The sequence below is a fragment of the Pseudonocardia xishanensis genome, assembly GCF_039541715.1.
In the GTDB taxonomy this organism is placed as follows: Bacteria; Actinomycetota; Actinomycetes; order Mycobacteriales; family Pseudonocardiaceae; genus Pseudonocardia; species Pseudonocardia xishanensis.
In genome coordinates this window covers 24,718-37,860 of record NZ_BAABGT010000104.1, presented here as the reverse complement: position 1 = coordinate 37,860, position 13,143 = coordinate 24,718, and the positions used below count along the sequence as shown (strand labels likewise).

Here is a 13,143-nt window from a genome sequence, read left to right as displayed (position 1 = left end):
GGGCTACGACGACCTGCTCAACGGCAAGAACGTCCGCGGCGTGCTGATCCACGAGCACTAGCTCGTCCACTCCCCACCACGAGCGGCACCCCCAGACGGGGGTGCCGTTCGGCCGTTCAGGACCCGTCGGGTGCGAACAGTACCGCCGCGAGCCGCTCCACCCAGTCCCCGACCACCTCCCGGTCCGCCTCGGCCAGCGCGCGGGTCCCGACCTTCTCCCGCAGCATCCCGACGCCGGCGAGCAGCGCCGCCATGAGCTCGGCCCGCAGTGCCGCGTCCGGACCCTCCAGCCTGCCGCCGAGCACGTCGCCGAAGACCTCCTCGATCCGCGTCCGCAGCACCTCGCGCACGGTGCGGTCGTTCGCCCCGCTGACCAGCACGGACATCCGGTCCCGCCGCTCGGCGTCCGCCGTGCCGTCCACCGTGTTGCACAGCAGCACCCTCGGCAGGTCCGCGAGGTCGGTGGTGCGCATCAGCTCGAGGGTGTGATCCGACGGCCCGCCGCCCGCCGCCTCGGCGACGAGGTTGTCCTTGGACCCGAAGTAGCGGTACACCAGGGCCTGGTTGACCCCGGCACGGGCCGCCACGTCCCGGGTGCTGGTGCCCTCGACCCCGTGCTCGCCCATCAGCGAGCGCGCCGCGTCGAGCAGGGCGCGCCGGGTCGCGGTCGCGTCCCGCTTGCGGGCGCGCGGAGGGACCTCCTCGGTGACCGCCACGGTGCGCCCCTTCCGCCGAGTCGTCGTTCGACGACTTTATCCCCTCCCCGATCCGCGGGAGCAGCCTCACCACCACGGCGACCGGGGTCCGCCCGTCGTCGGGGCCCGGAGGGGCCTCCCGGCGGGCCTGCTGCACGCGGCGCGCACGGAGGCCTCACGGGTCGCGCGGCCCGGCTCCCGGCGCCGCGCCCGTGGCCTGCGCCGTCAGTCCCGCACGGGCCGGGAGCGAGACCACCGTCGTCAGGCCGCCGCCCGGGGTGTCCTCGGCGGTCAGCGTGCCGCCCATGACCTCGGTGAGCCCCCGGGCGACGGACAGGCCGAGCCCGATCCCGGTGGTACGCCGGTCCCCCAGCCGCTGGAACGGGGCGAAGAGCCGGTCCCGCTGCCGCAGCGGGACACCCGGACCCGCGTCCACCACCCGCAGCTCGACGCGGCCGGAGTGGGCGCTCGCGCGCAGCACGACCGGGGCACCGCGCCCGTGCCGCAGGGCGTTGTCGACGAGGTTCGCCACGACCCGCTCCAGCAGGCCCGCGTCCGCCAGGACCTCGGGGAGGTCCTCCGGGATCTCGAACGCGACCCGCTCGGCGCCCGGCAGCCCGAGCAGCGCCCGGGCGGCGACCTCGCCGTAGCCGACCGGCTCCCGCAGCGGCTCGACGGCACCCGCGGCCAGCCGGGACGAGTCGAGCAGGTTGTCCACCACCCCCGCCAGCCGGTCCGCGGACTCCTCGACGGTCTCCACCAGCTCCGCCCGGTCCTCGGCGGACAGCGGCAGCCGCAGGCCCGCGAGGGCGGCCTTGATCGAGGTCAGCGGGCTGCGCAGGTCGTGCCCGACGGCGGAGAGCAGCGCGCCGCGGGTCTCGTTGACCTCCGCGCGGCGTTCGGCGCGCCGGGCCTCCTCGGCGGACCGCTGCCCGCGGAGCGCGAGCAGCGCCTGCCCGCCGACGGTCTCCAGCAGTCCTCGGTCGTGGGCGGGCAGCGACCGGCCGGTGCCGACCAGGTGCAGGCCCGGCTCCACCGGGACGTCGACGTCCGCGTCCTCGGGGCGGCCGCACTCGGGCGGGCCCGCGACCGCGACCCGGGTCCACTCGCCGTTCGCCTGCTCGAGCAGCGCGACGCCCCGCAGCCCGAAGGCCTCCCGCACCTCCTCCAGCAGCCGCGGCAGCGGGTCCGCGCCGGTCAGCACGGTCCGCGCGAAGGACGCGAGCAGCGCGGCCTCCGTGCGCGCCCGCGCGGCCTGCTCGCCGCGCCGGGCCGCCCGGTCCACCACCAGCGCGACGAGCACCGCCACCACCAGCATCGCGACGACCGCGATCACGTTCTCCGGGGAGGCGATGGCCAGGGAGAACCGCGGCGGGGTGAGGAAGAAGTTCAGCAGCAGCCCGCCGAGCAGGGCCGCGAGCAGCGCGGGCCCGAGCCCGCCGACCAGCGCGGCGACGATCGTGGCGAGGAGGAACAACACGACGTCGGTGCTGAGCCCGACGATCCCGTCCAGCGCGGCGCCGAGCACGGTCGCGAGGCCCGGCCCGACCACTCCGAGCACCCAGCCCAGCACCCGCCGGTCCACGGGTAGCGGGGTGCGCGCCCGCGGCAGCCGCAGGGTTTGCCGCCCCGCCGCGGCGTGGGTGACCAGGTGGACGTCGATCGAGCCGGACTCCTGCACCACCCGTGCGCCGATGCCCGGGTCCACCAGCCGAGCCGGGCGGGAGCGGCGGGAGGAGCCGAGCACCAGCTGGGTGGCGTTGACGCCGCGGGCGAACTCCAGCAGCGCCTCGCTCACCCGGTCGCCGACGACGGTGTGGAACGTGGCCCCGACGTCCTCGGCGAGCCGGCGCAGCGCGGTCGTGGCGCCCATCGGCTCACCCACCAGGCCGTCCCCGCGCAGCACATGGACGGCGAGCAGGTCCGCTCGCGCGGCCCGGGCGGCGATCCGCGCGGCGCGGCGCAGCACCGTCTCGGACTCGGGACCGCCGGTCAGCGCCACGACCACCCGCTCCCGGGTCTCCCAGGTCTCCGACACCCCCCGCTCGGTGCGGTACCGGCGCAACGCGACGTCGACCTCGTCGGCCACCCAGAGCAGCGCCAGCTCGCGCAGCGCGATGAGGTTCCCCACCTGGAAGTAGTTCGCCAACGCCGCGTCGATCCGCTCGGCGGGGTAGACGTTGCCGTGGGCGAGGCGGCGGCGCAGCGCCTCCGGCGTGATGTCGACGAGCTCGATCTGGTCCGCGCGACGGACGAACTCGTCCGGCACGGTGTCGCGCTGCCGCACCCCGGTGATCCGCTCGACGACGTCGGTGAGCGACTCCAGGTGCTGCACGTTCACCGTGGACAGCACGTCGATGCCCGCGGCGAGGATCTCCTCGACGTCCTGACGGCGCGTGCCGCGGGCCGAGGTGTGGGCCAGCTCGTCCACGACCACGACCTCGGGCCGCCGCGCGAGCACGGCCGCGACGTCGAGCTCCCCGTCGAGGCGGGGCAGGACCTCCAGGCCGGTGAGCAGCTCGGCGGTGCGGGCCCGGCCGTGGGTCTCGACGATCCCCACGACGACGTCCGCGCCCCGCTCGCGCCGCCGCCGGGCCTCGCCGAGCATGGCGTAGGTCTTGCCCACCCCGGGCGCGGCTCCGAGATGGATCCGCAGCTCCCCGCCCAACTCCCCACCTCCGCGGTCCACGGGGACCGTCGGCGCGGACCCCGAGGACGCCGAGTATGCGCCCGGCACGCCTAGCGCAGGATCTCGACCAGCAGCACCCGGGTGACGACGAGCGCCCCGCCGAACGCCGCGAGCACCAGGACGGGCAGGCCGTAGAGGCCCGCGGGGACGCCCGCGATCAGGAGCGCCCCGGCGACCAGCGCAGCGAGGGTGACCACCAGGACGGGCAGTAGCGGGATCAGCCGCGGTCGAGGACCACGATCGCGGCACAGTTGCCGTCCAGCCCGCTGGCGCCCCCGCCCATCGTCTCCACGACCGCGCGCCGGGCATCGGGCACCTGCAGTCCACCCGCCTCGCCCCGCAGCTGCAGCCACGACTCCGTCAGCTGGGCCACACCGGTCGCGCCGAGAGGGTGACCGCGCGCGATCAGGCCGCCGCTCGGGTTGACCGGCAGCGCGCCGTCCCGGTCGAACACGCCTGCGGCGAGCGCGTCCAGCGCCGTGCCCTCCTCGACCAGGCCGAGGGCCTCGACGGTGAGCATCTCGCCGATGGTGAAGGCGTCGTGCACCTCGAACAGCGAGCCGGACGACAGCGGCTCCCCCAGCATCGTCTCGGCGGCCTGCCGGGCCCGCCGGACGCAGGCACTGCCCCAGGGGAGGTCGTCCGCCGCGGGCCAGGCCCGGCCACCCTCCACGACGGACGCGGCCACGCTGACCTCACCCGGTCGCCCGTCGGCGGGGCCGATCACCACCGCCGCGGCGCCGTCGACCATCGGGCAGCACTGCAGGAAGGTCAGCGGGTCGGCGATCGGCCTGCTGCCCAGCACCTCCTCGACGGTGGTCGTGGTGCGCTGCACCGCACGCGGGTTGGCCGCCCCGGCGGCGCGGTTCTTCACCGAGACCAGGGCCAGGGCGTCCAGGTCGACGCCGTGGCGCTCCGCGTACCGGTGGGCCTGCAGGGCGTAGAGCCCCGGCAGCGGCAGCCCGACGGCACCCTCGGCGTCCGTCGGCTCGGGCACGATCGCGCCGCGGAACAGCGTGGAGAGCTGCTCGATCCCCAACGCCAGCGCATAGCGGTGCTCGCCGCGGGCGACCGCGCCGATGGCGTGGTGCGCGGCCACCGTGCCGCTCGCGCACGCCGCCTCGAGGGTGAGCGCGGGCCCGGCCGTCAGCCCGCAGGCCCGGGCCACCCGCGGCCCGAGACCGCCGGGGCCGAGGACGTTGCCCACGTAGACGACGCCGATCTCGTGCGGTTCCACGCCCGCCCGCTCCAGCGCCTGCTCGACCGCGTCCGCGGCCAGGTCCTCCAGCCGGGTCTCGGGCTGCCTGCCGAAGCGCGACATGCCCGCACCCGTGATCGCTACCCGCACGTCCGTACCTCGATCCCGTCGTCACTCGACACCAGCTCCACCGCGGCCCGATCGGCGCCGGCGGCGCCGCGCCGCGGACCAGCACCCGCGGCCCCTCGTCCAGGTCGACATAGGTCAGCGTCCCCGGCGCGAAAGCCCCGACGGTGAGGTGCACCGCCGTCGCCGACCAGACGCGCCCGCGCGGGGCGAACCGGGCCGCGTTCGCGACGGCGCCGCACGCCGGACAGCGCCGGACCGCGGGCGCGCAGTGGTAGCCGCACCGGGGACAGGTGGAGCCGACGACCTCGCCGTCCACCATGGACACCGCGTACATCAGTTGATCCCCCGTCTCCGGTCGCCCCAGTGCGCCGCGCGCAGCGCCTTCTTGTCGACCTTCCCGTAGCGGGTCAGCGGGAGCTCCGCGACGACCTCGACGGTCTTCGGCCGCTTGTAGGTGGCCAGCGTCGACCGCGTCTCGGCCAGGACGCGCTCGGCGAGGCCGGTCACGCCCGGCCGGGCCACGACCACCGCGTGCACCGCCTCGCCCCAGTCCGGGTGCGGGATACCGATCACCGCGGCCGCCGCGACGCCCTCGACCGCCTGCACGGCCTGCTCCACCTCGATGGAGTGCACGTTCATCCCGCCGCTGACGATCATGTCGTTGCGCCGGTCGACCAGGTACAGGTAGCCGGCGGCGTCGAGGTAGCCCACGTCCCCCGTGCGCAGCCAGTCGCCGTGGAAGCGGGCGGCGTAGCCCGCGACGTCATCCCAGTAGCCCGCCATCACGTACGGCGCGCGCAGGCAGACCTCCCCGACCGTGTCCGACCCGAGCACGGTGCCGTCGTCGGCGACCACCGCCACCTCGCACATCAGGACCGCCCGCCCCGCCGACCCCAGCAACGACCCGCGGTCCAGCGCGGCGACGTGGTCGGCCTTGGACAGCACGGTGGCGTAGTTGGGGCATTCGGTCTGCGCGTAGAGCTGCTGGAACACCGGCCCGAACCGGACCAGCGCACGCCGCAGCACGGCCGCGGAGATCGGCGCGGCGCCGTACTGCACCGTGCGCAGCGACGTCGGCCGCCAGTCCTCCCGCTCCGCGTACGCGACCAGCCGGTTGATCATCGTCGGGACGGCGAAGGTCCAGGTCACGCCGTCGGACTCGACCCGGGCGCGGAACTCGGCCGGGTCGAACCGCCGCTCGATCCGCACGCATGCCCCGCGCAGCAGCCCGACCATCCCGAACAGACCGGCGGCGTGCGCCATCGGAGTGGTCAGCAGCAGCACGTCGGCCGCGCCGATGCCGGCCTCGACCACGTGGGACCACAGGTTGGCGACGAGCCCCTGCTGGCTGTGCACCACCCCCTTCGGCTCGCCGGTGGTGCCGCCGGAGAAGTAGATCGCGGCCGGGTCCCGCGGCTCCGCTCCCGCGAACCCGTCGAGCAGGTCGTGGACCCCGGCCTCCGGCGCGACGCGCCCGTGCCCGATCTCCAGCCGCACCACCCCGTCCGGGGTGGGCAGCTCCGCCGACACCACGGCACACGCGGGCCGCACCCGCTCGGCGATCACCGCGACCTCGGCCGCGGACAGCATCGGGCTGACCGGCACCTTGACCGCGCCGACGGCCATGATCGCGAGATCACCGATGAGGCAGCCGGGCCCGTTGGACGCCAGCAGGATCACCCGGTCCCGGGGGCCCACGCCGAGATCGCGCAGCGCGCGGGCGGTGCCGAGCACCGCGGCCGCGACGTCGTCGTAGGACCACTCGGTGTCCTCCCAGCGGATCGCCCGGTCGGCGCCGTGGGCCCGCAGGCTGCGGCGGTAGAGCGGCCACAGCGCGCCGACGGCGAGGCCCGCGTCGGGCAGCACCGCCGTCACCGCTCCGCCCGGGTCTCGACCGGCTCCGCGGGTGCGACGACGGCCGGGGCGGGCGCGGGCAGCAGCAGGGCCCCGACGAGGCCGACCAGCGCCGTCGCGATCAGGTAGTAGGCCGGGGCGATCACGGTCCCGGTGAGGTTCACCAGCAGGATCGCGATGAAGGGTGCCGTGCCGCCGAAGACCGCGGCGGAGACGTTGTAGCCCACGGCCGCGGCGGTGGACCGGACCCGCGTCGGGAAGATCTCGGTGATCGAGACCAGCGTCGTGGAGATCAACGCGCCGAGCATCAGGCCGAACACGGCCTGGGCGGCCACCGCGAGGGGCGTCGGCGCGTCCCGCACGGCGATCAGCAGCGGGGCCGAGAGCACGGCGAAGGCCAGGGCGGACGCGATCAGCACGGGCCTGCGGCCGATGCGGTCGCTGAGCCCGCCGACGAAGGGCATCACGAGCATGGTCGCCGCACCGACCGCGAGCGAGGCCCAGAACGCCACGGTCGGCCCCCGCCCCGCGGTGCCCGAGACGAACGAGGACATGAAGGTCATGACCGTGTAGAAGGCGGCGGAGTGGAAGGCGCCGATCAGCAGCGCTGCGACGAGGCTGCGCGGGAAGCGGAAGACCTCGCGCAGCGGGGCGCGGACCGTCTCGGCGCGCTCCGCGATGACCGCGAACTCGGGCGACTCCTCGAGCCGGAGCCGGATGTAGAGGCCGATCATGCCCAGCGGCCCGGCCAGCAGGAAGGGGATCCGCCAGCCCCACTCGGTCATCGCCTCGGTGCCCAGCAGCGCACCGAGACCGGTCGCCACGACCGCGCCCGCCACGAACCCGACCACACAGGCGAACATCAGCCAGGACATCGCGTAGCCGCGGCGGCCGGGGCCGGTGTGCTCCAGCACGTAGCTGGTGACGCTGCCGTACTCGCCGCCCGCGGAGAAGCCCTGCAGCGAGCGCAGCAGCACCAACAGCACCGGCGCCCCGACGCCGATCGTCGCGTAGGTGGGCAGCAGGCCGATCAGGGTGGTGCAGACCGCCATGAGGGTCAGCACGAAGACCAGCACCCGCTTGCGGCCGATCCGGTCCGCGATCGGGCCGAGGACCAGCCCGCCGAGGGGGCGCACGAAGAAGGTCAGGCCGAACACGCCGAAGCTGGCGAGGAGCTGGGTCGCCGGGTCGCCCGTCGGGAAGAAGTGGGCGCCGATGTACACGGCCACGAACCCGTAGACCGCGAAGTCGTACCACTCGATGGCGTTGCCGATCGCCGAGGCGACGACGGCGCGCACGGGCGCCGCCCGTCCGGACACTGACATGGGGTCTCCCACCCGTCGTTGGCGGCAGAGTGAGCCGGACGCTATTCGCGCGTGGGTACGAAAAGTATGGTGACAGGGCTAACAAATGCCCCACTACTTTGGAGTCAGATCCAAATGCCGGATGTCGCCGACGAGCTGCGCGCCGTCTCCGCGGCGGTCGACGCCCGGTCCGAGGAGCTGGTCGACCGGCAGTTCGCCGCCCACTCGCGGCACCCGGCGTACGCGGGCATCGAGGAGGCGGACCTGCGCCGCTCGGGCAGGCGGAACGTCTCCCGGATGGTCGCCGTGCTGCGCGGGGACCTCGGGCTCCCCGAGGCGGTGCCGGAGGACGAGTACGCCACCGGCCGCCGCCGCGCGCTGCAGGGCGTGCCCGCGGACCAGATGTCCGCGCTGTTCCGCGAGGTCTACGCCACGCTGCGGGAGGCGTTCGTCGAGATCGCGCGGGCGGAGGGCATCGGCGTCGAGGCGATCATGACCGGCCTGCAGTGGCTGTGGCGGTCGGCGGACGAGACCACCTCGGCCATGCTCACCGGCTACCACAGCGCCGAGCTGGACCAGGTCAGGGCCGCGGAGAGCAGGCGGATGTCCTTCCTGACCGCGGTGCTGCTCGGCACCCTGCCGCCGGGCGGTGAGGACGATCCGCTCGACTACGGCCTGCGCCGCACCGGTCGGTACTGGGTGGTGCGGGCGAGGGTGGCGCCGGAGCAGCGGGCGGGCCTGGAGCGCACCCTCACCGCCGCGGGTCGCGGCGGCGGCATCGACCCACTGCTCGGCCCCGTGGACGACGAGCTGGTGGGCGTCCTGGGCCGCGCGCTGCCCGCGGACCTGGACTGCGGGGACGTCGTCGTCGCGGTGGACGGGGACGGGACCCCGGCCGAGCTGCACCGCGCGTACGCGGCCGCCGGCGAGCTCCTGGCGGCCGGGGAGCGGGCCGGGCGCCGCGGCGTCGTCGACCGGGCCGCCCTGGGTCTGCGGGTCGTGGTCTACGACCGCACGGACCTCGGCGAGCACCTCTGCGCGCGGTACGTCGCGCCGCTGCGGGCCGGTCGGATGGGCACCGACCTGGTGCGCACCCTGCGCACCTACCTCGCCCACCACCGCTCGGTCCCGGAGACCGCCCGGGCGCTGACCGTGCACCCGAACACGGTCCGCTACCGCATCGAGCGCGTCGTGGCCCTGACCGGCGCGGACCTCACCGACACCGAACAGCTCGCCGAGGTCTGGTGGGCGCTGGAGTACGACCACGGCCGAGCCGTGCACTCGACGACAACAGCTGTGACCGGATAGCCAAGAGTCCTCCGCCCGTCTCGGCCACGCTCGGGGGCGACGCGCCACCCACCACGAGGCGGAGGACACCACCATGACCGCGACCATCGGCGAGAAGGTCGTGCGGGCGGCCTGCCCGCAGGACTGTCCGGACACCTGCGCGATGCTCGTGACCGTCGACGGGGAGGGGCGGGCCACGAGCGTGGCGGGCGACCCCGACCACCCGTACACCAACGGCGGCCTGTGCGTGAAGGTCAACAACTACCTGGACCGGGTGTACGACAAGAGCCGCGTGCTGTTCCCGATGCGCCGCACCGGCCCCAAGGGCAGCGGCCGCTTCGAGCGGATCACCTGGGAGGCGGCGGTCACCGAGATCGCGGAGCGGTTCCACGCGATCGCCGACGAGCACGGCCCGGAAGCGATCATGCCGGTCAGCTACCTCGGCACCCAGGGGATCCTCAACGGGCTCAACGTCGGCGACCCCTTCTTCGCCAAGCTCGGCGCGACGATCGCGGAGCGCACCTACTGCGACTCCGGCTCCTGCACCGCCTACGCCATGACCATCGGCGACACCGCGGGCGTGGACCCGGAGAGCCTGGTGCACTCCAAGTTCATCCTGGTCTGGGCCTGCAACATCATGAGCACCAACCTGCACCTGTGGCCGTACATCGCGAAAGCCCGCAAGAACGGCGCCAAGGTCGTCGTGGTCGACCCGATCCGCTCGCGCACCGCGGCGGCCGCCGACCAGCACATCGCGCTGCGCCCCGGCACCGACGGCGCGCTCGCGCTCGCGATGGCCCACGTGATCATCGCCGAGGGGCTGACCGACCAGGCCTACATCGACGACTACACCGTCGGCTTCCCCGAGTTCGCCGAGCGCGTCGAGCAGTACACCCCGGAGTGGGCCGAGACCGAGACGGGCGTGCCCGCCGAGACGATCCGGACGCTGGCGCGCGAGTACGCCACCGCGCAGCCGTCGGTCATCCGGATCGGGGTCGCCGTCGAGCGGCACGCCGGCGGCGGCCAGACCGTCCGCGCGCTGTCCTGCCTGCCCGGCCTCGTCGGTGCCTGGCGCAAGCCCGGCGGCGGCATCCTGCAGCTTCCGCTGTGGGCGTTCCCGGTCAACTGGGGCGCCTTCATGCACCCCGAGATGCTGACCCCGGGCACCCGTGTGGTGAACCAGTACCTGCTCGGCGCCGCGCTGGCCGGGGACCTCCCGGAGGGCCCGCCGCTCAAGGGGCTGATGGTCTACAACTCGAACCCGGTCGTCACCACCCCGGACCAGGACCGGCTGATCGAGGGGCTCAAGCGCGAGGACCTGTTCACGGTGGTGTCCGAGCAGTTCATGACCGACACCGCGGAGTACGCGGACATCGTCCTGCCCGCGACGACGCAGCTCGAGCAGGACGACATCATGTTCTCCTGGGGCCACCTGTTCGTCACCTACAACCACCGCTCGATCGACCCGATCGGCGAGGCGGTCCCCAACACCGAGCTCTTCCGCAGGCTCGCGGCCGCCATGGGCTGGGACGACCCGGTCTTCCGGCGCACCGACGAGGACATGATCGCGGAGGCCTTCGACTGGTCCCACCCGAACATGGAGGGGATCACCGTCGAGTCGTTGAAGGAGCGGGGCTGGCAGCGGCTCAACGTCCCGGCCCCGGACGCCTACGCCCCGCACGCCGAGGGCAACTTCCCGACGCCCTCGGGCAAGGCCGAGTTCGTCTCCGCGGCCGCCGCGGGCGGCAACTTCGTGGTCCCGCTGTTCCGCCAGGGTTCCAACGACCACCAGCCCGGCCAGCCGGTGGACCCGCTGCCGCACTACATCCCGCCGCGCGAGTCCGCCGCCGCGAACCCCGAGCTGGCCGCGCGCTACCCGCTCAACCTGCTCACCCCGAAGTCGCACGCCTTCCTGAACTCCAGCTTCGCCAGCCAGGAGTTCCACCGCCAGGTCGCCGACGAGCACAGCCTGATCGTGCACCCCGACGACGCCGCCGCCCGCGGCATCGCCCAGGGCGACCACGTCCGGGTGTTCAACGACCGCGGCGAGTTCACCGTCGTCGCGAACCTGCAGGACACCGTGCCCGTCGGGGTCGTGGTCAGCCCGATGGGTGGCTGGCGCAAGAACTCGAAGGCGGGCGCGACGCTCGCCGCGGTCAACCCGACCGTGTTCGGCGACCTGGGCAACGCCCCCACGTTCTCCGACACCCTCGTCGAGGTCGAGATCGCCTGATCCACGCCGCCCGGCCGGGACCCCCTCCCCGGCCGGGCGGCCCACCTGTGAGAGGACTGTCCACAATGGCTTATGTGGTCACCGAGGCCTGTATCGACGTCCAGGACCGGGCCTGCATGGAGGAGTGCCCGGTCGACTGCATCTACCCGGGCGAACGGATGATGTACATCCATCCCGACGAGTGCGTCGACTGCGGCAAGTGCATGCCCGCCTGCCCCAACGACGCCATCTTCTGGGAGTACAAGACCCCGCCGGAGCAGGAGCCGTTCATCGAGGCCAACGCCCTGTTCGTGCGCTCGCACGGGCTGAGCGGCGGCGGCGAGGACGCCGACCCGGTCGACGAGGACCATCCCCTGGTCGGGCAGCGGAGGCCACGGTGATCACCGCGGACCTGGTGATCGTCGGCGCGGGCCCGGCGGGCCTCTACGCCACCTACTACGCAGGCTTCCGCGGCCTGTCCGTCGTCGTGGTCGACGCCCTCGACCAGCTCGGCGGGCAGATGTCGGTGCTCTACCCGGAGAAGCCCGTCTTCGACGTCGCGGGGTTCCCCCGGGTCCGCGCCCAGGACCTGGTCGACTCGCTGGTCGAGCAGGCCGCGCTCGCCGAGCCCACCTACCTGCTCGGGCACGACGCGACGGAGCTCGAGCAGCTGCCGGACGGCGTCGTCGTCACCACCGACCGGGGCGCGCGGATCCGCGCCGGAGCCCTGCTGATCACCGGCGGGATGGGCCGGTTCACCCCGCGTCCGCTGCCCGCGGGCGGCGAGTTCGTGGGCCGCGGCCTGCGCTACGCCGTGCCGAGGCCCGCCGAGCTGACCGGGAGGAACGTGCTTGTCGTGGGCGGTGGGGACTCGGCCGTGGACTGGGCGCTGTGCCTGGAGCCGCTCGCCGCCTCGGTGACCCTGGTGCACCGTCGGGGCGCGTTCCGGGCGCACGAACGCAGCGTTTCCGAACTACGCTCGTCCTCGGTGCGGATCCTGACGCCGCACGAGGTGGCCGCGGTGCGCGGCGGTGCACGGGTCGAGGAGGTCGACGTGACAGGACCGGCGGGCGTCGAGACCCTGAAGGTGGACGAGATCGTGGCGGCGCTCGGCTTCAAGGCGGACCTGGCGGCGCTGTCCTCCTGGGGGATCGGGCTGAGCAAGCGGCACATCGCCGTCGACCGGTCGATGCGCACGACGCTGCCGCGCGTGTTCGCGGCCGGGGACATCACCGACTTCGAGGGCAAGGTGCGGCTGATCTCGGTCGGTTTCGGCGAGGCCGCGCTGGCCGTGAACAACATGGTGCCGCTGGTCCGCCCGGACCTGCCCGTGGTCCCGGGCCACTCGAGCGACGCGGCATGAGCACACTCCTGGACCACGAGACCGTCGCGGACGCGATGGTTCGGTTCCCCAAGACCTGCACGCCGACCACGACCGTGCGGCAGGCGCGGGAGGTGTTCGAGGACGGACACGTGCACGCGCTGCTGGTCGTCGAGCGCGGGCTGCTGCTCGCCGTCGTCGAATGCGGGGACCTCGTGGACCGGGCCGCGGACGAGCACCTCCGACGGCTCGGCACGCTACGGGGCCGCACGATCGGGACCGCGGCCGACGCGGACGCGGTCCGCGTGGCCATGCACACCGCCGGGCGCAGGCGGCTCGCGGTGGTGGATGGCGACGGGCGGCTGCTCGGCCTGCTCTGCCTCAAGCGGTCCGGCGCCGGGTTCTGCTCCGACGCGGGCATCCGGGCCCGCGCCGCGGACCGTCGCCCCTGATT

At 74.2% G+C, this 13,143-nt stretch carries 11 protein-coding genes; 5 read left to right on the top strand and 6 right to left on the bottom strand.

Annotated elements, in window-relative coordinates; genetic code table 11:
- Positions 1 to 116: 116 nt before the first annotated feature.
- From ABD993_RS31720 to ABD993_RS31695, 6 genes are all read right to left on the bottom strand, one after another.
- Positions 117 to 716, bottom strand: a complete 600-nt coding sequence (locus tag ABD993_RS31720) for a TetR/AcrR family transcriptional regulator (protein ID WP_345426553.1) — start codon at positions 714 to 716, stop codon at positions 117 to 119.
- Between the two features lie 154 nt (positions 717 to 870).
- A complete protein-coding gene (locus tag ABD993_RS31715) occupies positions 871 to 3,363 on the bottom strand; it encodes a DUF4118 domain-containing protein (RefSeq protein WP_345426551.1) in 2,493 nt (830 codons plus the stop codon).
- 71 nt (positions 3,364 to 3,434) lie between these two features.
- On the bottom strand, positions 3,435 to 3,581 hold the full coding sequence (locus tag ABD993_RS31710) for a hypothetical protein (protein WP_345426549.1): 147 nt from the start codon (positions 3,579 to 3,581) through the stop codon (positions 3,435 to 3,437).
- A 20-nt stretch (positions 3,582 to 3,601) separates the two neighbouring features.
- A complete protein-coding gene (locus ABD993_RS31705; protein ID WP_345426547.1) occupies positions 3,602 to 4,732 on the bottom strand; it encodes a thiolase family protein in 1,131 nt (376 codons plus the stop codon).
- Positions 4,733 to 5,044: 312 nt separating this feature from the next.
- Complete coding sequence (locus ABD993_RS31700) at positions 5,045 to 6,586, bottom strand: class I adenylate-forming enzyme family protein (RefSeq protein WP_345426545.1); 1,542 nt, start codon at positions 6,584 to 6,586, stop codon at positions 5,045 to 5,047.
- Positions 6,583 to 7,890, bottom strand: coding sequence for an MFS transporter (locus ABD993_RS31695; protein ID WP_345426543.1), 1,308 nt, complete (start codon positions 7,888 to 7,890; stop codon positions 6,583 to 6,585). Before ABD993_RS31695 ends, ABD993_RS31700 begins: the two co-directional genes overlap by 4 nt.
- 114 nt (positions 7,891 to 8,004) lie before the next feature.
- Between ABD993_RS31695 and ABD993_RS31690 the strand changes: the two genes are divergently transcribed.
- The 5 genes from ABD993_RS31690 to ABD993_RS31670 all read left to right on the top strand — a co-directional run bounded on the left by ABD993_RS31690 (position 8,005) and on the right by ABD993_RS31670 (position 13,141).
- Complete coding sequence (locus ABD993_RS31690; protein ID WP_345426541.1) at positions 8,005 to 9,177, top strand: PucR family transcriptional regulator; 1,173 nt, start codon at positions 8,005 to 8,007, stop codon at positions 9,175 to 9,177.
- Positions 9,178 to 9,250: 73 nt separating this feature from the next.
- On the top strand, positions 9,251 to 11,389 hold the full coding sequence (locus ABD993_RS31685; RefSeq protein ID WP_345426539.1) for a molybdopterin-containing oxidoreductase family protein: 2,139 nt from the start codon (positions 9,251 to 9,253) through the stop codon (positions 11,387 to 11,389).
- Positions 11,390 to 11,454: 65 nt separating this feature from the next.
- Positions 11,455 to 11,769: a ferredoxin gene (gene fdxA / locus ABD993_RS31680; protein ID WP_345426537.1), complete on the top strand. Its 315-nt coding sequence runs from the start codon at positions 11,455 to 11,457 to the stop codon at positions 11,767 to 11,769.
- Positions 11,766 to 12,731 (top strand): NAD(P)/FAD-dependent oxidoreductase, encoded by a 966-nt coding sequence (locus tag ABD993_RS31675; RefSeq protein ID WP_345426535.1) that lies wholly within the window; start codon positions 11,766 to 11,768, stop codon positions 12,729 to 12,731. Before fdxA ends, ABD993_RS31675 begins: the two co-directional genes overlap by 4 nt.
- Positions 12,728 to 13,141 carry a CBS domain-containing protein gene (locus ABD993_RS31670; RefSeq protein WP_345426534.1) on the top strand — a complete coding sequence of 138 codons (414 nt, stop codon included), beginning with the start codon at positions 12,728 to 12,730 and terminating at the stop codon, positions 13,139 to 13,141. Before ABD993_RS31675 ends, ABD993_RS31670 begins: the two co-directional genes overlap by 4 nt.
- The last annotated feature ends 2 nt before the right edge of the window (positions 13,142 to 13,143 follow it).